Origin of the sequence: Paenibacillus sp. P2(2022) (genome assembly GCF_029522175.1) — a bacterium.
GTDB classification, from domain to species: Bacteria; Bacillota; Bacilli; order Paenibacillales; family Paenibacillaceae; genus Paenibacillus; species Paenibacillus polymyxa.
The window spans coordinates 609086-632331 of the sequence record NZ_JAKWFI010000001.1; the positions used below are offsets into that span (position 1 = coordinate 609086).

Here is a 23246-nt window from a genome sequence, read left to right on the forward strand (position 1 = left end):
ACCTGAGCGGAGGAATATTTCAGATGAAACAATTAATTATGAATGCAAGCGTATTGAACGAGCAGGGCGAGGCTGAATTGAAATCCATCCTAATTGCCGACGGAAAAATTTTAGCTATCGCCAATGCGGATGCCGGTGTTAGCCTACTTGTGGAAGAAGGGGCATCTGGGCAAGAGCTCGAAGTCGAAAAAATCGACGCCCAGGGAAAACTGGTCATCCCCGGTCTAATCGACATGCATGTGCATCTGAGAGAACCTGGCTTTGAATATAAAGAAACCATTGAAACAGGTAGCCGCGCTGCGGTGAAAGGTGGATTTACCACGATTGCCTGCATGCCGAACACACGTCCGGTTACGGACAATGTAGACACGGTTCAGCTGGTGCTGAAAAAGGGGCAAGAGGCTGGGCTGGCCAAGGTACTTCCTTACGCAGCCATCACGAAAAACGAACTGGGACGAGAACTGACGGATTTTGAAGCGCTCAAAGCAGCAGGTGCAATCGGCTTTACTGATGACGGAGTCGGAGTGCAGAGTGCGCAAATGATGAAAGATGCCATGTCACGAGCCAAAGCGCTGGATATGCCAGTCATTGCACATTGTGAAGATAACACACTTGTTGTAGGAGCAGCGGTGACGGACGGTGAATTTGCCAAGCGTCACGGACTTAAAGGTATCCCCAATGAATCCGAGGCGATCCATGTTGGGCGTGACATCCTGCTATCCGAGGCAACCGGGGCACATTATCATGTATGCCATGTCAGCACAGAGCAATCGGTGCGGTTGATTCGCCATGCAAAATCTTTTGGCATCAAAGTCACTGCTGAGGTATGCCCGCATCACTTGGTATTGTCCGATGAGGACATTCCTGGGCTGGATGCCAACTGGAAAATGAATCCTCCACTACGTTCCCCGCGTGATGTACAGGCATGCATCGAGGGGCTGGAGGACGGAACGATTGATATCATCGTAACTGACCATGCAGCACACAGCGAGGAAGAGAAGGCAAAAGGGTTGGAGCTGGCGCCATTTGGAATCGTCGGATTTGAAACGGCCTTTCCACTGCTGTACACCAAATTCGTAGCTACCGGGAAATGGACGCTGGACTTTCTGGTGCGCCGTATGACGACTGACCCAGCGCGTGTCTTCCGCCTTGATACAGGACGTCTGGAAGAGGGAGCACCCGCTGATCTGACCATGATTGATCTGGAGCAGGAACAGGCAGTTGATCCACAAACGTTTGCCAGCAAAGGACGCAACACTCCTTTTACAGGCTGGAAGCTCAAAGGCTGGCCGGTAAAAACTTGGGTAGACGGCAAACTGGTATGGTCTGCTGACGAAGCAAAATAATACACAACTACTTAAAAAATAGAACCTTATAGCAGGAAACAAAATAGAGGAGTGAGACGGGATGCAGGCAAGATTGTTACTTCAGGACGGCACGCTGTTTACAGGCACATCATTTGGTGCGGAAGGTGAAAAAACAGGCGAGGTCGTTTTCAACACAGGGATTACAGGCTATCAAGAGGTGCTGACGGATCCCTCTTATTGCGGACAAATCGTAACCATGACTTACCCGCTGATTGGTAATTATGGAATTACTCGTGATGATTTTGAATCGGTACGGCCTTATGTTCATGGCTTTGCTGTTCGACATTACGAGCCGGCGCCAAGTAACTGGCGTGCTCAATACAGCGTGGGCGATTTGCTGAAGGAATATGGCATCATTGGCATTAGCGACATCGACACCCGCATGCTCACCCGGATTATTCGCCATCACGGCACAATGAAGGGCATTTTGACGACTGGTTCCCAGCCGGTGGAAGAACTAAAAGAAATGATGTCCGACATGACCATAGAAGAACTGCGCAATCAGGTTCCTTTGACTTCTACACCTCATCCGTACAGCAGCCCTGGCAACGGAGAACGGATCGTATTGATTGACTATGGTGCCAAGAGCGGCATCCTGCGCGAACTGAATAAACGGGACTGCGATGTGGTTGTCGTTCCGCATGATACGACGGCCGAAGAAATTCGTCGCTTAGATCCAGACGGTATACAGCTGTCCAACGGTCCTGGAGATCCGAAAGACGTACCACATGCTGTCCGTACGGTGGCTGAACTGCTAGGAGAATACCCTATTTTCGGGATTTGCTTGGGACACCAGTTGTTTGCCTTAGCTTCGGGAGCAGATACGGAAAAGCTGAAATTTGGACATCGCGGTGGTAACCATCCGGTGAAAGAACTGGAGAGCGGCCGTTGCTTCATTACATCACAAAATCACGGGTACACAGTGAATGAGGATTCGATCCAAGGAACTGAGCTTGAAGTGACGCATATTAATAACAACGATAAAACGATCGAGGGTCTTAAACATACTAAATATCCTGCGTTTTCGGTGCAATATCACCCAGAGGCTGCACCTGGCCCTTACGACAATGGCTACCTGTTTGACCGCTTTCTGGATATGATTCGTGAACACAAAAGAAATCAACCAAAGCAACCGCGTCAGGCTGCTATCGCCGCCGCAGTGAGAGGAGAGCGCTAATATGCCGAAAAATACAGAACTTAAAAAAATACTCGTGATCGGTTCCGGTCCTATCGTTATTGGTCAGGCAGCAGAATTCGATTACGCTGGTACACAAGCTTGTCAAGCGCTCAAAGAAGAAGGCGTCGAGGTAGTACTGATTAACAGTAACCCGGCAACCATCATGACAGACACCAATATGGCAGACAAAGTATATATCGAGCCGATTACACTGGATTTTGTAACACAGATTATCCGTCAGGAGCGTCCAGATGGTCTACTTCCTACACTGGGAGGACAGACAGGTCTGAATATGGCAGTGGAACTGGCTCGCGCAGGGGTGTTGGAGCGCGAAAACGTTAAGCTGCTGGGAACTCAACTGAATTCAATTGAAAAAGCCGAAGACCGGGACTTGTTCCGCGACCTGATGCGTGAGTTGGAACAGCCCGTGCCGGAGAGTGTAATTGTAACGACATTGGAAGAATCGCTGGAATTTGCTAACGAAATCGGTTATCCCATTATCGTTCGACCGGCTTATACGCTGGGAGGTACAGGCGGTGGGATCTGCGCCACAGAAGAAGAATTGCGTGAAACCGTAAGCTCTGGCTTGCGTTACAGTCCAATCGGACAATGTTTAGTGGAAAAAAGTATCGCAGGTATGAAGGAAGTCGAATATGAAGTCATGCGTGACGGCAATGACAACTGTATCGTGGTCTGCAATATGGAAAACTTCGATCCGGTCGGCGTGCACACTGGTGACAGTATCGTCGTAGCGCCGAGCCAGACGCTGTCAGATCGTGAGTATCAGATGCTGCGCTCCGCTTCTCTCAAAATTATCCGCGCCCTCAATATCGAAGGCGGCTGTAATGTACAGTTTGCACTGGATCCGCACAGCTATCAATACTACGTGATTGAGGTCAACCCACGGGTGAGTCGTTCCTCGGCACTGGCTTCCAAGGCGACCGGATATCCGATTGCCAAAATGGCGGCCAAAATTGCACTAGGCTACACACTGGATGAAATTGTGAATCCGGTAACGGGACAAACGTATGCTTGCTTTGAGCCGACATTGGATTACATCGTGAGTAAAATACCACGCTGGCCATTTGACAAGTTCATTTCTGCCAACCGCAAACTTGGCACACAAATGAAAGCAACCGGTGAAGTCATGGCCATCGGACGTACATTTGAAGAGTCAATCCATAAAGCGGTTCGTTCTCTGGAAATTGGTGTACATCGCCTGCATCTAAAGGGTGCCGATCAACTATCTGATGAGGTGCTTAAGGATCGTCTGAGTAAAGCAGATGATGAACGCTTGTTCTTGGTAGCCGAGGCATTCCGTCGTGGCTGGAAGCAACAAGATATTCAGGATATAACTAAAATTGATTGGTGGTTCCTCGACAAGGTAGAGGGAATTGTCAAATTTGAATCCACTATCGCAGAAGAGTCTGAGTTGACTTATGAAACACTCTATCAGGCCAAACGAAAAGGATTTACTGACCGCTCCATTGCTGAGATTCGCAGTATGGGTCAACGCAAGAGTATGACAACCGAACCCGAGGTTCGTGAATTCCGTCTAAATCAAAACCTGCGTCCTGTCTACAAAATGGTAGATACGTGTGCGGCCGAGTTTGAAGCCACAACTCCGTACTACTACTCCTCTTATGAGGTGGAAAACGAAGTGATTCCATCTAACAAAGAGAAAGTCATCGTACTCGGCTCAGGACCCATCCGAATCGGGCAGGGGATTGAATTTGACTACTCCACTGTGCATGCGGTGTGGGCTATTCAAAAAGCGGGTTACGAAGCGGTAATTATTAATAACAATCCGGAGACTGTATCTACAGACTTCAACACATCTGACCGTCTCTACTTTGAGCCACTTTTCTTCGAGGATGTAATGAATGTCATCGAGCAGGAAAAACCGATTGGTGTCATCGTCCAGTTCGGCGGTCAAACGGCGATTAACCTCGCAGCACCACTTAGTGCGGCAGGCGTGAATATTTTGGGTACGAGTCTGGAAAGTATCGATGAAGCAGAAGACCGGAAAAAGTTCGAACAGCTGCTGTCTCGCCTTGCTATCGCCCAGCCTAAAGGCAATACGGTCACGTCGGTAGATGAAGCGGTAGGAACTGCCCAAGCATTGGGGTACCCAGTTCTGGTACGTCCATCCTACGTCCTGGGCGGACGCGCTATGGAAATTGTGTACTCAGATACGGAATTGCTGCGGTACATGGAAGAAGCGGTTAAAATCAATCCGGAACATCCTGTGCTCATCGACCGTTATATGCTGGGCAAAGAAGTTGAGGTTGACGCCATCTGTGACGGCGAAACGGTCCTAGTACCAGGGATTATGGAACATGTGGAACGGGCAGGGGTTCACTCAGGTGACTCGATCGCAGTGTATCCGCCACAACACTTGTCTGACGAGCTGAAGCAAAAAGTCGTGGACATTACGATCAGCATCGCCAAGGAATTGAAAACGATTGGTCTGGTAAACATTCAGTTCGTCATTCATCAAGATGAGGTGTATGTCATCGAGGTTAACCCTCGTTCCTCACGGACGGTTCCTTTCCTAAGCAAAGTAACGAATATTCCGATGGCTAACCTGGCGACACAGGCCATTTTGGGCGGTAAGCTCAAAGATGCAGGCTACACAGAAGGACTATGGCCTGAAAGTAATTATGTCTCGGTTAAGGTTCCTGTATTCTCCTTTGCCAAGCTGCGTCGTGTAGAGCCAACACTGGGGCCTGAAATGAAATCTACAGGTGAAGTTATGGGACGCGATATCCAGTATGCGAAAGCATTGTACAAAGGACTCGTAGGCGCAGGTATGAAAATTCCATCTACTGGGGCGATCATCATCACAGTAGCGGATAAGGATAAGGAAGAAGCGGTCGAGCTGATGCAGGGCTTTTATAGACTGGGCTACAAAATTATTGCTACAGGTGGAACGGCAGCAGCCTTGGAACAGGCCCACATTCCAGTGAACACTGTTAACAAGCTAAGTGAGGGCAATCCGAATATTCTGGATATGATCCGTACAGGTGAAGCCAACTTTGTCTTCAACACGCTCACCAAAGGCAAAACGCCAGAGCGTGATGGATTCCGCATCCGCCGTGAAGCAGTTGAAAACGGCATTGTCTGCATGACCTCGCTGGATACAGTGCGCGCTCTGTTAAAAATGCTGGAGACGATTAACTTCACATCCGAATCGATGCCAGTTCTGAGCAACTAACGCGTTATGAATAGATAAGCAAAATAAGTGGTAATGGGAAGGACATTCATCAGCATTTGCTGACGGATGTCCTTTATCACGGGCAAATATACCCGAATTGATGTGAAAAGGGGCGGTAGAACGGTGAACGAAGCATTTCAGCAGATGGCAGGACGGCTGATGGTTGCGCTAGATTACCCGGATGCACAACAGGCTGAGCAGTTAATTCGGCAGCTGGAGGGAATTCCTTGTTATATAAAAGTGGGTATGCAGCTGTTTTATAGCGCAGGACCAGCTTTTGTAGAACAATTAAAATCAAGAGGATACTCCGTATTTCTGGATTTGAAAATGCACGATATCCCTAACACGGTACGGGGAGGGGCAGAGAGTATTACCCGTCTAGGGGTGGATATGTTTAACGTACACGCTGCTGGAGGCCGCAGTATGATGTCGGCCGCCAGATCCGGAGCCGAAGCAGCGATTTCCGCAGACAGCTCACTTACCATGCCGCTCATTATTGCAGTCACACAGCTGACCAGCACGGATCAGACGACCATGAATACAGAGTTGGGCATTCCGGGCACGGTGCAGGATGCTGTCGTTCGTTATGCACAATTGACACGTGAGGCTGGGCTGGACGGTGTGGTAGCATCCCCATTAGAAGTGCCTGCGATTCGTGCGGTATGCGGAGCGGACTTTAAAACCATAACTCCTGGCATACGCCCGGCAGGCAGCGCTACAGGTGATCAGTCGCGTGTGCTTACACCCGGACAAGCCATTGCCCAAGGCAGCAGTTACATTGTCGTTGGACGGCCGATCACGGCGGCACCAGACCCACGCGCCGCAGCAAAACATATTATTGAGGAGATGATACAAGTATGACTACATTAAACAATATCCCAGAGCAAATTGCATCCCATCTGTTACGCATTCAGGCAGTGGCACTGCGTCCACAGCAGCCTTTCACATGGACATCCGGTATTAAATCCCCTATCTACTGTGACAATCGCCTGACCATGTCCTACCCGGAGGTGCGTGAACTAATCGCAGACTCTTTTGCGGCTCTCATCCGTGAACAATACCCTGAGACCGAGGTTATTGCCGGCACAGCCACAGCAGGGATTCCTCATGCCGCTTGGGTGGCACAAAAGCTAAATCTGCCAATGGCTTATGTCAGAGACAAAGCCAAAGGACACGGGAAGGAAAACCAAATCGAAGGCCGTATCAGCGCCGGACAAAAGGTTATGGTTATCGAAGACCTCATCTCTACCGGGGGAAGCTCCATTAAAGCAGCACAGGCCGTAGAGCAAGCAGGCGCTCAGCCGTTAGCTGTACTGGCTATTTTCAGCTACCAGCTGGACAAAGCCACTCAAGCTTTTGAAGAAGCAGGTGTGAAGCTGCAAACCTTGTCTAATTACACCGCCTTGATGGAGGTTGCCTTGCGTGAAGGAACCATTCAGGAGGAAGAAATGGAACTGCTGCGTTCCTGGCGTCAGGACCCAGCTTCTTTTGGCAAATAAGGCTGAGTACTAGAGACAACGGAGCTAATAAGTAGTGCGCCACAGACTCATTGCCATCTAGTGCAGATTGTTAGTAATCAAGCTGTGTAAATCGAATTCGATCCGGTTACACTAACTCCTACTATACATGTGAAAAGAGGGAGTTCGGATGTATTGGGTTTACTATGGCAGACTGTACACGACTAAATTTCAGGCAGGATGTTTGGCAAAAAGGCTGGAGCATGACGGCTGGATGTATGGATACAATGATCCCCGCGCAGTGGAGGTGTACCGCTCGCGCAAAGGCCGTTATGGTGTCCGATTTATTCCATAGGTGTACAAAAATAATTTTTAAAAAGAAATTTATAAAAACTATTGACGAAACACAAGAAAATGTTGTATATTAATTAACGTTGCTGTTACGAATATGTAGCGTGAATATACATATTTTTTTGAGGGCCCTTAGCTCAGTTGGTTAGAGCGGTCGGCTCATAACCGATTGGTCGGGGGTTCGAGTCCCTCAGGGCCCATTTCCTCAAAAACCCTTGCTTAGCAAGGGTTTTTTTGTCGTCTTTTTTTCTGTGCTATAAGAGAATGGAGAGTAGTTGCTTAAACTTAATTGCTTACCTTTTGGTCATGGTGCTTTCTTTATCGGATTCTGTCATTTTAAATAGATAAGTACTCTAAAAATTTACACCTTTCTTTAATGGGACCTAGACCTTATGTAACCTCGTTCTAGCTTATGTAGGTTATTAAAACTGTTTCCTATTTTACTGAGTCTTATCGTTATTAGTATCCAATAAAAAATATTTATTCTAATATATAGATAATATTTATAAGTCAGTAAGTTTATGTTTAGATAATTTTTGAAGAACATGTTACCTTAGTGTCTGTACAAGAGATAGATTACTGGGGGAATATTTATGAAAAAGAATCTCATTAAGAAAACTTTTATATTGTTCAGCGCATCATTGTTTTTACTAATCGTATTTTCAAATTTAAGAACGTATGCAGCAGCATCAGTTGGTCAGGCATTACCTACTCCAGAGAGTGGGTGGCAACGATATGAAGAACTTGCACCTGGTTTCATCTTTGAAGGAAATGGATGGCAAACGCCAACTGCGGGAAGCTATTCTGGAGGAAGTGAAAAGTTTACACTTAATTCATCTCTACATACTGTTAAATTTCAATTTTGGGGTACGGATCTAAGATTAATTAGTTATAGAGGCGGAGATAGACAAACATCTATTCAAGTAAATATTGATGGTGTGAATTATAGTTACTCAGCAAATGGTCAAGCACAAGTGACTACCCTTTTATTTGAAAAAAGGAACTTAGAAAATAAATTACATTCCGTAGAAGTAAGTGCAAGCAACTCAAACGTTTATAATCTGTTCGAATTTGATGCTTTAGATATCAACGAGACTGGATATTTAGTAAATCCTAAAATCAGTGCTCCTTCAAATCTATCTGCAAAGGCAGGAGACGCCAAGGTAGATTTAAGCTGGACAGCAAGCCCCGATAAAACAGAATATACTATAAAACGAAGCACTACTTCTGCAGGACCGTATGATACAATTGCTTCCAACGTCAAAACTCCATCGTATTCTGATACATCTGTGGTCAATGGAACAACATACTATTACGTAGTTACAGCAGTAAGTAATAATGGCGAAAGTGAATTTTCTAAAGAGGTTTCAGCTACTCCACAAGGAGAAAAGCAAACAGATTCCGATACCGAAAATCCATCTCAACCTAATCCTGAACCATCTGAGCCAGCTCAATCGACAGGTGATCGAGCAATTCTTGTAGTAACTATGACCAATGGCTTTGAGAAGGAATTTGATTTAAGTATGAAAGAAGTTAACAACTTTATAGCGTGGTATGATGCAAAAGATGCCGGCCGTGGTCAATCATATTATAAAATCGATAAACACAATAACAACAAAGGTCCATTCAGCAGTCGGAAGGATTATGTAATCTTTGATAAGATTCTCACATTTGAAGTAAGTGAATACTCTAAATAAATTGAAATCCCCTGCAATAATGGCAGGGGATTTTTCAGAAAATGCAATGATATTCTTGCTAATCATTGACCAAGTGTGCCAAGGCCTTTGTCAGCTAAATAGTTAGTTTACCTTAACGGTATACACCATTCTCAATTTACCGTTACCGGCGTAAATCTCAACTCTTGCATTCGTTGCAGTGGTGGTGGTTACTACGCCGGAAGCGGAGACGGTGACATTTCCGCTCGCCACTTTATAAGTATCTCCAGGGTAATTTGACAACGCATAAGAATAATTACTTTGCAACGTAGCCGTTCTGTAGGATACTCCGTTTACTTGTACAACAGGTGTAATTTCTGGAGAAGGGCCTACTGCTGCGGACACGCTAGGGATAATAATCCCCCAATGAGTCCCAAAGAGATAGCTGTTGATAATAATATTTTCTTAGTATTCATAAAAAAATCCTCCTTATGTATGATATGAACTCCTAAAATATACCGTGTAAAATGGTTGCTTTCACTTCATTCGATAAATATTGTAAAAATAATACAATGAAACGATTCTATAGTCTTATAAGATACAAAATAATTAAAATATGACAATTAAAGAAACTCATTTAATATACTGTATTTTTGAGCTATTCTCTATAGCTGGGCCATCTTTGCATAACAAAATAAAAACGGACGTCGGAGTGATTCGTCCGAGATCCGTTTTTCGTATGTGCATGTATGGCACTTGATATCAGTTGACAAGTTGATGTGCAAGCTTCTTGCTACTATCTAGATTTCTTTCGACCATGCGTTGTTTTAATGCAGACAGCTCCGTATTTTGACGAATCGCTTCTGCTACCAGCTGGGCAATTTGCCTTGCTCCTTCGTCAGAAAAATGGGTATTATCTGCTACACCAGCTGGGTAATTAGGGTGCGTTTTTTCAGGCAAATGCATAAATAGAAGCTGGGACTCTTTTTCGCCCATGGAACGATAAAGCTGCTGTGATGCTTCGAAAATATCGAGCAACGGTGTCTGGGTTTCCTTGGCTACTTGTCTCATGGCAGCGGGATAGGCTCCTACGGCCAGCGGATCAGGTTCACCGTTTGCGGTAAAGCGGCGGCGGCTTACAGAGGTTAACAGCACTGGAATTCCGCCACGTTCCCGAGCGGACTGAATGTATTGAATTAAGTTTAGACGGTACTCTCCATCAGGATCGGTGTAGCGTGCAGGGTCTTCTTTTTTCTCGTCGTTATGTCCAAATTGAATAAACAAATAATCGCCAGCTTGAATATCTTTTTCAATATCAGCTAATCGCCCTTCTGCTATAAAAGATTTGGTGCTTCGTCCGTTGACGGCACGATTATCCACATGAACAGTAGAGTCCAAATGAGCTTGCAAATGTTCGCCCCAGCCTGTCATCGGTTTTTCGGTTGCTCCTTTTTGAGCTGCAGTAGAGTCCCCTGCGATAAACAGTCGAGTTGTCATCTGTTGTCTTGCCTGCGCATATCCATGTTTTTGTAGCCATGTTTCCGCCAGGTCGAGCCATTGTCTGCATTCAAGGTTGTCCTCGGATAGTCCCAAGCCGTGTCGTCCTTCCTCAAATACATGCAGTTCAAACGGAATACGCTCTCTGGATAATGAGAAAGCGAACAACAGGCTATTTTCTACCGGTACAGCGCCATCATTGGCCGTTGTCCACATAAAAGTCGGAGGTGTCTGTGCAGTCACTTGCCGATCGGATGAAAAGGCTTGGAGCTGCTCCAGGGTTGGCTGTTCCCCTAAAAAGTGCGTACGGCTTCCAAGATGCGTATAAGGATCATGAAATGAAATGACAGGGTATCCCAACATCAGAAGATTTGGTTTTTCCGCTCCGATCGTGGAGACAATGGAGGCCAGGTGACCCCCTGCTGAAAAACCGATGAGACCCACTTGATCAGGGATCACTAGCCAGTCATGCGGTGTTTGGCGAATCCATTGCAGGGCATGTTCTACATCCTCCAGCAAGGAGGTAATCTCGAAATCACCGACCTGATACTCCAGCACGCCCGCATGAATACCTAGATCATTTAACCACCGGGCGATTGGCTCTCCTTCATGTGAGGCCAAATGCTCGTAGCCACCGCCAGGTAACACCAATACAAAAGGACGAGCTTCACGAGCCACTACGGGATAGAGGGAGAGAAAGGAAGTGTCCAACGGAAATTCTTCTTTTACAATCTGTTCTTTAGAACTAACGACATGTAGCATAAGAGACCTCCAAATTTCTTTTTAACTGCCGCAAACCAAATAAAATCAACTTAAATTGGAATGATACGGATGTAAAAAATAATGCACACGTGAAAAAAATGATTTAAACCTTGTTATGAAAGCGCTATAATTTGGTGTGATACCAAGAACCAAAGGGGGAGCGCAATGAAAAAAGGAAGAATGTTCTACACTATTTTTATTACGATTCTGGTTTTGGGAATAGGATTGGTGGCCAGCTTTGGCAGCTATATCTATTTTACAACAATTAGCTCCGTTGTGGAGAGAGTTTCCAATACCAAGCAAAGCTACATGGCGCAGATCAGAAATAGCCTGGAACAGAAAATCCAAACCATTGAATACGCTTTTAATACGTATAGCACGACCAGTTCCTTTAATGAAGTTGTCAAAAATCCCATTACAGAAAAAGATTTTGTAGCGTATCGGAATGTAAATACCCAGCTCAATTATATTGCTACGATGGGATTAGAAGGAACCGAGTATTCACTAATAAGTCTAAATCAGAATTGGAGAATCTCCAATGGAAGCCTGTCTTATTTGACGAAAACGGAACGAGAAAAGCTGATTAGTACCTATATCGACCACCAGGATAAGGGACTATTCTGGATTAAAACAGATAAAGGAATCCGTTTTGTGAATACCTTGCCTGTGTTTTCCAAAAAGAAACAGGCCATCGCGCTATCTGATATTTCGTCGCAGACGTTAAGCCATACCATTCAAACAGAGGATCATATGCCTGTGTTTATTTTGAATAAAAAAGGCGACTTAATGTACGAAACTGAGCCTGCTACTCCCTTATTGTCTACTCAGCAGCTTCAGCACATTTCAGAGGTTACTGCTAAATCAAACAACACGGGCATGCTGACATTGGAGAAAACGGAGCATCAGCCAGCGCGGCAAATCATTTATGCTAAATCTGCTTACAACAATTGGACTTACTTAACGGTATTAGATAAAAAAGAGATTGCAAACGCGTTTCAAACGACCAAATTTGGGATTATCATGATGGGCCTTGTATTAACGCTTTTAATGGTGGTGGTGGCATACATCATTGCCATTTACTTTACCAAGCCATTCCAGCAAATAAAACGCAGCTTACCGAAAAATCCCAATTTCGCTTTCAAAAATGAACCTTCTAAAAATGAAATTGAGTGGATTATTAATTCCATCGACAACATTGTAACAGAGAAGGAAAGCTTGGAAAGTCTCATTCAGTCCGAAATGCCACAGTTGGAAACGCAATTGATTCTCAACCTGTTTCGCAAACGTGTTTCCGCAGAGGAATTGGCACGAAAAATGCCACGCTTGGGCTACCCGCAGATCGAGAATCAAGTGTATATTACCTTGTTGGTTCAACTGGATAATCTGGGAGATCGAGAACCTTCGGATAAAGATGTTTTACTGCTGGCTATTAACAAAATCGTAGAAGAAACGATTCCTGAGCAGCAGCGTATGCTTCCCATCATTTTGAACGATAACACCCAGGCTACCATATTAATTTTGGCAGGTAAGAGTGCACAGGAAATGAGAAAGCAAGTGCTGGATCATGCGACCCTTTTGATTCAGAATGTAAAAGAGTATTTGAATGTATCCATCAGCATCGGTATTAGCACAGCGTATGATAACTTATTAGAAAGTAAAGAAGCTTGTGAGATGAGCAAGCAAGCATTGCATCACCGTTTAAACCTAGGTAAAGAGTCGATTATTTTTTATGAGGATATTTCCATGGTCATTTCAGGTCCGGTGCTGCTGCATTATCCTGCGGAATTGGAATCCAAACTGTTTGATGCCATCCGCATAGGAGATGAAGAGCAGGTATATCATACCGTGCACTCTTTATTGGCGGAAATGATGACAAAGAACAACCATTCCATGAACTTTGAAGTGCTGCTGGTACGCTTTGTCAATAACCTCATCCAATTAGAGCAGCTATTAGGGATTGAAGTACTGCTAACGCAAGACAATCATGCCTTGTATCACCGTTTGCTGGATATCCGTAACCCGGAGGAGATAGAACGCATGCTGTTAGAACAGGTTATTTTCCCCATGGTAAAAAGCATGAAGGAGAAGACCAACCAGCAATTCCGCTGTCTCTCTGAGAAAATTGCCGCGATTATCCGTGCTGAATATGACCAGGAATTATCATTAGAACTCATTGGAGATCGACTGCATTACAATCCAAATTATTTAAGCAGTATTTTCAAAAAAGAATACGGAACGACGTTTAGTGAATATCTGATGGGCTATCGCCTGCAAATGAGCAAGAAATGGCTCGTTGAGACAGATATGACGATTAAAGAAATCGCCGAGCGGCTGCAATATCATAATTCGCAAAACTTTATCCGCTCTTTTCGAAAAAAAGAACAGGTTACACCAGGGGCTTATCGAAAGATGAAGCAAGCCAATTAACCTTTAACCGCCCCCAGTAAGGCTCCTTTGACAAAGTGCTTTTGCACAAATGGATACACGATTAACATCGGAACGGTCGCTATAACAATGACCGCCATCTTAATCGTCTGCGCAGGCGGGATGACATCTACCGCAGTTCCTTCTGCCTGCATACCACTGGAGACGATAACAATTTGGCGAAGTAAGACTTGAATTGGCCATTTGGCAGAGTCATTGATATAGAGAATGGCGTGCATATACGTATTCCAGTAGGCAACAGCGTAGAATAAAGAAATGGTTGCAATAGAAGGCAGGGCTAATGGCAACATAATTTTAAAGAAGATACCAAAATCGTTGCACCCGTCCATCTTGGCCGATTCCTCCAAATCATCCGGCAATGCCTGAAAAAAGTTACGCATGATAATCAGGTTAAATGCATTAATAGCTACGGGCAGAATCAAGGACCAATACGAATTGATCAGTCCCATGCTTTTGACCACGAGGAATGTCGGAATCATCCCCCCGCTAAACAACATAGAAAACACGACAATGAAGTTAATCGTATTGCGGCCAAGCAGATATTTTCGGGATAATCCATAAGCCATAAAAGCGGTAAAAATCATACTTACAACTGTACCCACGATCGTTACTCCGACCGAAACCCCAAGTCCTCTAAAAATCGTTGGAGTGGATAGGATATAGCGATAAGCATCCAGTGAAAAAGTTACAGGGAATAAGATGAACTTCTTGGCCACTACTTCCTCAGTTGAAGCAAATGAGCTGGCGATGATATTCAAAAAAGGTAAGAGACAAGTGAGGGCAATGAGAATCAAAAGTGTACTGTTTACAATGTTGAAAATACGACTGCCCAGTGATTCTTTTTTTCGTGATTTTGGTTTGATTAATGGTTGTTCCAATGTGGGTGACCTCCTTGTAATCGTTTACATGTAAACCTTATCAAGAGCAAAGAATTCCGTATATAATCAAATCTTGAGGTGTTCTCTAAGCGTGGAAAAAAGAGGATGATCATTAAGTTGTGTAGTAATCATTAGCTAAGGTGAAAAGGCTGTAAAGTAGGCTGTTGGCCTATTTTTGTAAACGCTATCATTTGATGATTATATGCGTAATGACGAAAATAACGTACTCTTGAAAGCGTATACAGGAACGTTTGAAGGAGGTCGAACTAATGAAAGTTTCAAGTGTCCCCGCACCAAACATGAAGATGAAAATGAAAAAGAACAAAAGAACGACGGAAAGCCTTTTACGAATGCAGAAACACAAGCTGCTCTATCTGATGGTTTTACCCGGGTTGGTGTACTTCATTATTTTCAAGTACTTCCCTATGGGAGGATTGGTAATTGCATTTCAGGATTATCAAGCCTTTCAGGGAATTACAGGCAGTCCATGGGTAGGAATGAAGCATTTTATTCGTTTGTTTACAGAGCCTACGTTTTTTATGTTGCTTCGCAATACGCTGGTTTTATTTGCACTGAATATTGTAATCTTTTTTCCATTGCCCATTATATTGGCGCTCATGCTGAACGAGGTTAGGAAGATGTTTTTCAAAAATATAATTCAAACCATCATCTACATTCCGCACTTTATGTCATGGGTTATCATCGTTTCGATTTCTTATGTATTCCTGACGGTGGACGGCGGTGTGCTGAATGAACTGATTGCCGCACTAGGTGGTGAGAAGATCAGCTTCTTAACATCACCGCAGTGGCTGCGAACGGTCTATATCGGGCAAGTGATTTGGAAGGAACTTGGCTGGTCTACCATCATTTATTTATCTGCAATTACAGTGGTGGATACACAATTGTATGAGGCAGCAGAAATGGACGGTGCTGGACGTTTGAGAAAGACATGGCACGTGACGTTGCCAGCGATCCGCCCGGTTATTATTACTTTGTTAATTTTGAAAATCGGTAGCACGCTGGATTTGGGCTTTGAACATATGTATCTGCTATTGAACTCATTAAACCGCGAGGTTGCCGAAATCTTTGACACCTATATTTATACTGCGGGCTTAAAGAATGGACAATTAAGTTTCAGTACGACGGTAGGACTTTTCAAAGGTGTAGTAGGCTTAATTCTGATTATGTTCTCCAATCGACTCGCTAAGAAATTTGGTGAGGACGGCGTTTACTAATGACGACGGGAAGGATGCAAAATGGTACGATTTGTAGAAAACATGAACAAATGGTGCATGCGCCTGCTACGCCTGGTCTACCTTAACTTGCTGTGGACGATTGCGACAATCCTGGGCTTGGGTTTTATAGGTGTAGGGCCTGCAACCGTTGCTATGCTTAGTATTTTAAGGCAGTGGATTCGGGGCAATGAGGAAGTCGCCATTTTCTCGACGTTTGTACGTTACTTTAAAGAAAGCTTTAAGGAAGCAGCCATCATTGGCGGGCTATACAGCCTTGTGGGTTACGTGCTCTACGTGGATATCGTCAACAGCTCATCCTGGTATGTTCGTGTGGTGACACTGATGGGTGCCTTTTTGTATCTGATCTCTTTGGCATACATTTTTCCGTTACTGGCTCACTATGATTGGAAAGGCATCAAGCTGAAGATCAAGATGTCGATCGTCATTGGATTTTCGTATTTACAATATACACTAGTTCTTTTTGTAGCTATTGTCGTGCTTTATGCATTGATTCTAGGCTTGTACCCAGGAATTCTAACTTTTGCCGGAGCGAGCATCATCGGTTATCTCGTGATGTGGATGACGCATCAGGTATTCAGCAAAATAGAACGAGAGGTTCTGGTGAAAGAGGAAGATATGGCATGAATATACAAACGAAAAAGGAGCAAACACGATGAAGAAAAGAAACGCGATGAAAAAGGGAGTATCGGGTCTTCTTGCCGGACTTATGGTCATGAGTGTTTTTCTAACTGCTTGTGGTGACAAGGGGACTGAGGATCAAGCCAGCCAAACCTATGATCCCAAATCCAAACTGGAATTTACCTGGCTAAACGTATTGCATACAGCCTCTCCGCCTACAGAAACGATTAAAAGCAAAATCGAAGAATACACCAATTCCAAAATTACGTTCAACTGGGTGCCGGATGCTTCCAAGGAAGAGAGAATTACCACCGCACTGGCTTCTGGTGAATTGGCAGACATGGTGACTTTGACGATGATGACAAATTCATCAGTGCGTAGTTCATTGAAATCAGGATTATTCTGGGATGTAGGCAAATACTTGGATGATTATGAAAATTTGAAGAAGATCCCGCCTGAAGTGCGCGAAGCTGCTTCTATTGAAGGGGTACTGTATGGTGTTCCGTTCCAGAAAAATCTGGCTCGGGCGGGTCTGGTCATTCGTCAGGATTGGCTCGATCGCTTAGGACTGAAAGTGCCGACCACACTGGATGAGTTGTATGAAGTTGCGAGAGCGTTTACAGAAGATGATCCAGATGGCAATGGAAAAAATGATACGACTGGGTTTGTTGACAGATCGGATCTGCGTTACAGCAGCTTCAAAACATTAAGCTCCTACTTTGGGACACCTAATGGCTGGAAAGTAGATGAAAACGGCAAGTTTACGCCGGAATTTGATACTCCTCAATATTTGGAGACCTTAAAGTATTCCAATAAATTATACAAAAACGGATACCTCTCCAAAGACTTTGCCGTAACCGCTAAAACGGACCAGCAACAACAATTTGCACAAGGTAAAGCAGGGATTTATACAGGCATGATTGATATCTCTAACCTTAGAACCTTGTCTCAAGGCTTACAAAAAGGGCTGAAGCTGGTACCTGTTAACAAGATTTCTAATGGAGATGGCCAATATCACGTATGGTCTGAAGGAAGCGGGGTAGGAGGCTTGCTGGCATTTCCGAAATCTGAAGTAAAGACAGAAGCTGAGTTGAAGAGACTGCTGCAATTTGTAGATGATTTAATTGACAAAGATGTATATATGTACATGACCGGTGGTATTGAAGGTACTCATTATAAAATCGAAAAGGATGGTTCCTTTAAAATTACGAATACAGATTTGTGGCAAGCAGACGTTCAGCCATTTTCAAGCTCCAGACCAAGTGAAGTGACCTATAACTTAAAGGATGCCAATCCGGAAAAGGAAATGGCTAATGAATTAGTGCGAGAAAATAATAAATTTGCTGTTCTGGACCCGACAGTGCCACTGGATTCAGCCACCGCTAATGAACAAGGAACAGAGCTGGAGAAAATCATTACCGACGCCTCCTTCAAATTTATTATGGGTGAAATTGATGAAGCCGGATTTAAAGCAGCTGTAGAAAACTGGAAAAAGTCAGGCGGAGCACGAATTACCACTGAGTATGAAGAAGCGTATAAGAAAACGAAAAAATAAAGATATAGGCTGAACATTAGTGTACATGAATTGTCACTACGCAGGCGGATGGTGCTTAACATCGCTGACACTTGTCCAGCACCATTCCGCCTACTGCGTTTTATTCACTTAAAATAAAGACAGGAGAGAACGAAATGCAATTATATAACATTGTAGATTATGGAGCAGTTCAGGATGGTACGACGATGGCGACAGAGGCGATTGCGGCTGCCATTGAAGCAGCAAGTAATGCTGGTGGAGGCACCGTTTTTGTTCCGTCTGGAACATACCTGACGGGTGCTATTATTCTGAAAAGTAACATTGAGCTGCATTTAAGCCCCGGCGCAATTCTTTCCTTCAGTACGGAACTGGCAGATTACCCTGTAGTAGAATCCAGATGGGAAGGCGTTCAGCGGGAAGTACATGCATCGTGCATTTATGGAGAGAACCTTGAGAATATTTCGATTACAGGCAGCGGAACATTGGACGGAAATGGTCAACCGTGGTGGGAAAAGCATCGGAATCACCCTGAAGAGTTGCAGTATCCAAGACCCAAATTAATCAGCTTTGACCGCTGTCAACGGGTCACCATTAAAGACCTCATGTTAAAAAATTCCCCCAGTTGGACTGTAAACCCCATTGCTTGCTATAACGTTACGATTGACAATTTGTCCATTCTTAACCCGGCTGACTCTCCCAATACGGATGGCATTAATCCCGAATCCTGTTCCAATGTTCGTATTAGCAACTGCAATATTGATGTAGGTGATGATTGTATTGCGATCAAAGCAGGAACCGAAGATACCCATGAGCGGATTCCTTGTGAAAATATTACGATTACCAACTGTACAATGGTGCATGGTCATGGTGCTGTCGTACTGGGAAGCGAAATGAGCGGAGATATTCGTAATGTTACGATCAGCAATTGCGTGTTCAAGCAAACGGATCGGGGCATACGTCTGAAATCAAGACGGGGACGCGGTGGAATCATCGAGGATATTCGTATCAGCAACATTGTGATGGAGGAGGTCATTTGTCCATTTATTCTAAACCTGTATTATTTCTGCGGACCTCGGGGCAAGGACAAATATGTGTGGGATAAAAATCCCTATCCAATTACTGATGAAACTCCGTGCTTTAGAAGAATCCATTTTTCCAATATCACGGCACGTCAGGTTCATGCGGCGGCTGGTTTCTTATACGGACTTGCAGAACAATATATTGCTGAAATTACATTTTCCAATATTGATATATCTATGGCTAAAAATGCGATTCCCGGTCGTCCGGCCATGATGACAGGGATTGAAGATATGAATAACCGTGGTTTTTATCTAGGTAATGTGAGGGATATTCGTTTTCAACAGGTTACGATTGAAAATCATGAAGGTCCTGCCTTTTACATTGAAAATGGGGAAGATGTTGAAATCAATCGTTGTCATTCGAAGAATACAGCTCAGCCTGAAAAGCTGATAGAACAAGTAACGATACAACCTTCTGAACAAAATGTTGTGAAATAGGAGGGGATGAAAGGAGCATAAAACGTGGATAAGTTGCAAGCATTGTTGGGAGACCTTCCGGCAGATCGCCCTATAACGGCGACTCTACTGAATCAAGAAGAGCGGGAGGGTTATCAACTGGAGTGTCTCCTGCTGGACTTGAACGGGATCGAGTCTGTACCCGCTTATGTAGCTACACCCTTACATGGGGACGGTCCGTTCCCATTGGTCGTATTTAACCATTCGCATGGAGGCAACTATACGAATGGACGTAAGGAACTGCTTCATAGCAGTTCTTACCTACAGCAGCCCTCGTTTGCTACAGCTCTGACAGACATGGGGTATTGCGTGTGCTGTATCGACATGTGGGGCTTCAATGAGCGTGGAGGCAAAACCGAGAGCGAGCTGGTAAAAGAAATGCTCTGGCAGGGTCAGGTGCTGTGGGGCATGATGCTGTATGATAACCGTCGTTTGGTAGATTATATGTGTCAGCGTGAGGACATTGATGCTTCCCGTATCGCAACGATCGGTATGTCGATGGGTGGACTTATGGCATGGTGGATGGCTGCTTTAGATGAACGAATACAGGTCACGGTGGATATCTGCGGACAGGTAGATGCCCATACGCTGATCGCTAAAAGGGGATTGGATCATCATGGCTTCTATTCCTATGTCCCCGGCTTGTTGAAGCATTTCACCACGCTGGATATTCAAAAGCGGATCGCACCTCGTCCACGGATGAGTATAACAGGTCAAAATGATCGGATGTGTCCTATAGAAGGAGTCGAGCATTTGGCCAAGGGGTTGTTGGAAGCTTATCAGAAAGCAGGTCACCCTGAGCATTGGCAGCCTGTGATTGCGGGCGGTGGCCATATGGAGACATTGGAAATGCGAACGGCTTGGCAGTCATTTTTAGCTGAACACTTGTAAATCAAATGAAAGGATTGGGGTAACCATGCTAGTCGGAAAAGAATCCTTTTGTGATTTCCACACTATTCAGGAGGCGATTCATGTATTGGAGCAATCGCCTTCCAACGAAATGGAAACGCTAACTATTTTATCGGGTACCTATGAGGAAGAAGTGCGGATTTACCGTTCAAATCTACATATCATAGGCATCGGGCAGGTAGAGATTCGTATGGACCGGTATGCCAAGGAGCGGAATGAAGCAGGTGAGGAAATAGGAACCTTTGCGACACCGACTTTATTTATAGGCGGCAGCCATCTGATCTTGGAAAATCTCATCATTTCCAACACGGCCGGACAGGGAGAACACATTGGGCAGGCCGTTGCGGTATACGCTCATTGTGATCAAACCGTCTTTAGAAACTGCACCTTTAAAGGGTACCAGGACACGTTATTTACAGGCCCTCTGCCTCCTGCACCCAAAGAACGATTAAAGTTTGGTGGAATTCCTTTGAAAGAACACCATGCACACTATCGCCAGCTTTATCAGCATTGTTACATCGAGGGTACGATAGATTTCATTTTTGGCGGGGCTACCGCTTACTTTGAAGATTGTGAGATTCGTAGTTTGCGTCATCATAAGAACCATACAAGCTACGTTACAGCCGCCTCTACACCGCAAGGACAAACGTACGGCTATGTATTCGATCATTGCTATTTAACCGCAGAGCCTGATATTACTCCTGTTTTTTTGGGCCGTCCATGGCGGGAATATGCCAAAACCGTATTTGTCGATTGTAAAATGGGCGACCATATCGACCCGCGCGGCTGGGACAATTGGGACAATGTCGCGAATGAGAAAACCGTCTGCTATCAGGAATATGGCGGATCTGATGAAATAGCTTTATTACGTAAGCAGCGTGTTCCGTGGGCGGATTGCTTTGAAGCGAGGACAGAAGCATGGAGCAAGAAGCAGGTTTTTGAGGGAGTCACATTTTGGAAAGTAAGGAGAAGTGATGTCTCATGTTGATCCAAAACCCTATATTAAAAGGCTTTAATCCCGATCCGTGTATTACGCGAGTCGAAGATACTTACTATATTGTAGTGTCATCATTTGAGTGGCTGCCTGGAGTACGGGTGTATCAGTCCAAAGATTTGGCTCATTGGGAGCACTGCACGGATATTTTGACTGACCAGGTTAATTTGAGAGGGAACCCGAAAAATTGCAGCATTTGGGCACCGCAATTAAGCTATGCGGATAACCTTTTTTATCTGCTCTATACGGATGTGAAAAGCACCAAGCGTCCGTTCAAGGACGTTCATAATTTTGTGATAACGGCACCCACGATCAACGGACCGTGGTCGGAACCCGTTTATCTGAATAGTAGTGGATTTGATCCATCTTTATTTCATGATGAGGATGGACGCAAATGGCTGCTGAACGCGTTGTGGGATTACCGCATGTTGGAAAGCAATAAGTCATCGGGTATTGTCATGCAGGAGTATGACAGCAGTCAACAGCGGCTTGTTGGCGAGCCTATTAAAATTTTTGATTGCACTCCATTGAAGAAGACAGAAGCGCCCCACATCTACAGGCAGAACGGTTATTATTATCTTGTTACAGCGGAAGGTGGAACGGGTACGGGGCATGCAGTTACCGTAGCACGCTCCAAGCAGATAACCGGCCCGTATGAAGTGGACCCGCATAACCCGATGCTTACGTCTCGTGATCTGCTGAATTTCCCTTTACAATGCGCAGGACATGGCAGTCTTGTGGAAACACCGGACGGAGAATGGTATATGGCTCATTTATGTACACGTCCAGTGGAGGGGAAATACGCCATTTTAGGGCGCGAGACAGCGTTACAGCAAGTATATTGGAATGATGAAGGCTGGCTGCGATTAACCGCCGGGGGCCATACACCCCAATTGGAGGTGCCTGCGCCTCAAGGGACAATCTTGGGTCAGCAAGAGCAGCAGAAGTATATTTTCGAAGACTTTTTCGAGGGCCCCACACTTGACAAAACGTGGAACACATTGCGTATCCTGGCGGACGATAGCTGGTGTTCATTAAGTCAACGCCCAGGCTATCTTCGAATCCATGCTGGAGAATCCATACAAAGTCTGTTCCAGCATCACGTGCTTGCCATTCGGCAAACGGATCATCATTTCCGGGTAGAAACAGCACTGGAGTATCAGCCAACCAGCTATTTGCAAATGGCGGGACTTTTGCTGTATCTCAATGAAGAAGACTATTTGTATGCGTATGTTAGCTATGAAGAGGGAGTGGGAAAAGTGCTGCGCATGATGCGCTGTGAAGCTAATTCATTTACGCTAATTCCGCAAGTGATTGCCCTTCAGAATGATCTTCCTGTACATTTGGCTGTAGAGGTTCATGCATCCCATGCACAATTTTATTATGGAGTCGGAGATGAACCTTCCTGGACGCGACTTTTTGAAATACAGGATATCAGCTTTTTGTCTGGAGGATTTACAGGGAATTTTGTAGGTATTGCAGCTCATGATATGCAACAATTCCAAGGAAGCCATGCTGATTTCTCCCACTTCTTATACCATGGTAAGGACCATCTCTCCTCATAAAAATATAATACTGACTATACTGCAAGCAC

Annotated in this window: 18 protein-coding genes and 1 tRNA gene; 16 read left to right on the forward strand and 3 right to left on the reverse strand. The window is 44.8% G+C overall.

What is annotated here, in order from left to right; genetic code table 11:
- The first annotated feature begins 23 nt into the window (after positions 1–23).
- The 8 genes from MMB75_RS02685 to MMB75_RS02720 all read left to right on the forward strand — a co-directional run bounded on the left by MMB75_RS02685 (position 24) and on the right by MMB75_RS02720 (position 9266).
- Entirely contained in the window at positions 24–1346 is a 1323-nt protein-coding gene (locus tag MMB75_RS02685; RefSeq protein ID WP_031461768.1) for a dihydroorotase, read from the forward strand.
- A gap of 61 nt (positions 1347–1407) precedes the next feature.
- Positions 1408–2544 (forward strand): glutamine-hydrolyzing carbamoyl-phosphate synthase small subunit, encoded by a 1137-nt coding sequence (gene carA / locus MMB75_RS02690; protein ID WP_016821526.1) that lies wholly within the window; start codon positions 1408–1410, stop codon positions 2542–2544.
- A 1-nt stretch (position 2545) separates the two neighbouring features.
- Positions 2546–5761, forward strand: coding sequence for a carbamoyl-phosphate synthase large subunit (carB, locus tag MMB75_RS02695; RefSeq protein WP_016821525.1), 3216 nt, complete (start codon positions 2546–2548; stop codon positions 5759–5761).
- A 66-nt stretch (positions 5762–5827) separates the two neighbouring features.
- On the forward strand, positions 5828–6622 hold the full coding sequence (pyrF, locus tag MMB75_RS02700; RefSeq protein WP_016821524.1) for an orotidine-5'-phosphate decarboxylase: 795 nt from the start codon (positions 5828–5830) through the stop codon (positions 6620–6622).
- Positions 6619–7260 (forward strand): orotate phosphoribosyltransferase, encoded by a 642-nt coding sequence (pyrE, locus tag MMB75_RS02705; protein WP_040103340.1) that lies wholly within the window; start codon positions 6619–6621, stop codon positions 7258–7260. Before pyrF ends, pyrE begins: the two co-directional genes overlap by 4 nt.
- A 148-nt stretch (positions 7261–7408) precedes the next feature.
- Entirely contained in the window at positions 7409–7573 is a 165-nt protein-coding gene (locus tag MMB75_RS02710) for a hypothetical protein (protein WP_010345444.1), read from the forward strand.
- Between the two features lie 122 nt (positions 7574–7695).
- A tRNA-Ile gene (locus MMB75_RS02715) sits at positions 7696–7769 on the forward strand.
- Positions 7770–8162: 393 nt separating this feature from the next.
- Positions 8163–9266, forward strand: coding sequence for a fibronectin type III domain-containing protein (locus tag MMB75_RS02720; protein WP_045244394.1), 1104 nt, complete (start codon positions 8163–8165; stop codon positions 9264–9266).
- A 102-nt stretch (positions 9267–9368) separates the two neighbouring features.
- Here MMB75_RS02720 and MMB75_RS02725 read toward each other — a convergent pair whose 3' ends face one another.
- Both MMB75_RS02725 and MMB75_RS02730 read right to left on the reverse strand, forming a co-directional pair.
- Entirely contained in the window at positions 9369–9629 is a 261-nt protein-coding gene (locus tag MMB75_RS02725) for a hypothetical protein (protein ID WP_016821521.1), read from the reverse strand.
- A gap of 357 nt (positions 9630–9986) precedes the next feature.
- Positions 9987–11483: a GDSL-type esterase/lipase family protein gene (locus MMB75_RS02730; RefSeq protein WP_045244395.1), complete on the reverse strand. Its 1497-nt coding sequence runs from the start codon at positions 11481–11483 to the stop codon at positions 9987–9989.
- 165 nt (positions 11484–11648) lie between these two features.
- Here MMB75_RS02730 and MMB75_RS02735 point away from each other — a divergent pair, with 165 nt between their 5' ends.
- Positions 11649–13910: a helix-turn-helix transcriptional regulator gene (locus tag MMB75_RS02735; protein WP_045244396.1), complete on the forward strand. Its 2262-nt coding sequence runs from the start codon at positions 11649–11651 to the stop codon at positions 13908–13910.
- Here MMB75_RS02735 and MMB75_RS02740 read toward each other — a convergent pair.
- Complete coding sequence (locus tag MMB75_RS02740; RefSeq protein WP_016821518.1) at positions 13907–14806, reverse strand: carbohydrate ABC transporter permease; 900 nt, start codon at positions 14804–14806, stop codon at positions 13907–13909. The two genes, MMB75_RS02735 and MMB75_RS02740, sit on opposite strands and share 4 nt — an antisense overlap.
- Positions 14807–15075: 269 nt before the next feature.
- Here MMB75_RS02740 and MMB75_RS02745 point away from each other — a divergent pair, with 269 nt between their 5' ends.
- From MMB75_RS02745 to MMB75_RS02775, 7 genes are all read left to right on the forward strand, one after another.
- A complete protein-coding gene (locus MMB75_RS02745; RefSeq protein ID WP_016821517.1) occupies positions 15076–16041 on the forward strand; it encodes an ABC transporter permease in 966 nt (321 codons plus the stop codon).
- Between the two features lie 21 nt (positions 16042–16062).
- Positions 16063–16686, forward strand: coding sequence for a YesL family protein (locus MMB75_RS02750; protein ID WP_016821516.1), 624 nt, complete (start codon positions 16063–16065; stop codon positions 16684–16686).
- Positions 16687–16714: 28 nt separating this feature from the next.
- On the forward strand, positions 16715–18235 hold the full coding sequence (locus MMB75_RS02755) for an extracellular solute-binding protein (RefSeq protein WP_016821515.1): 1521 nt from the start codon (positions 16715–16717) through the stop codon (positions 18233–18235).
- Between the two features lie 134 nt (positions 18236–18369).
- Positions 18370–19731: a glycoside hydrolase family 28 protein gene (locus tag MMB75_RS02760; RefSeq protein ID WP_025365332.1), complete on the forward strand. Its 1362-nt coding sequence runs from the start codon at positions 18370–18372 to the stop codon at positions 19729–19731.
- A 24-nt stretch (positions 19732–19755) separates the two neighbouring features.
- Positions 19756–20640, forward strand: a complete 885-nt coding sequence (locus MMB75_RS02765) for a dienelactone hydrolase family protein (protein WP_045244397.1) — start codon at positions 19756–19758, stop codon at positions 20638–20640.
- Between the two features lie 25 nt (positions 20641–20665).
- A complete protein-coding gene (locus MMB75_RS02770; RefSeq protein WP_045244398.1) occupies positions 20666–21646 on the forward strand; it encodes a pectinesterase family protein in 981 nt (326 codons plus the stop codon).
- Positions 21640–23217, forward strand: coding sequence for a glycoside hydrolase family 43 protein (locus MMB75_RS02775; protein ID WP_045244399.1), 1578 nt, complete (start codon positions 21640–21642; stop codon positions 23215–23217). Before MMB75_RS02770 ends, MMB75_RS02775 begins: the two co-directional genes overlap by 7 nt.
- Positions 23218–23246 lie beyond the last annotated feature (29 nt).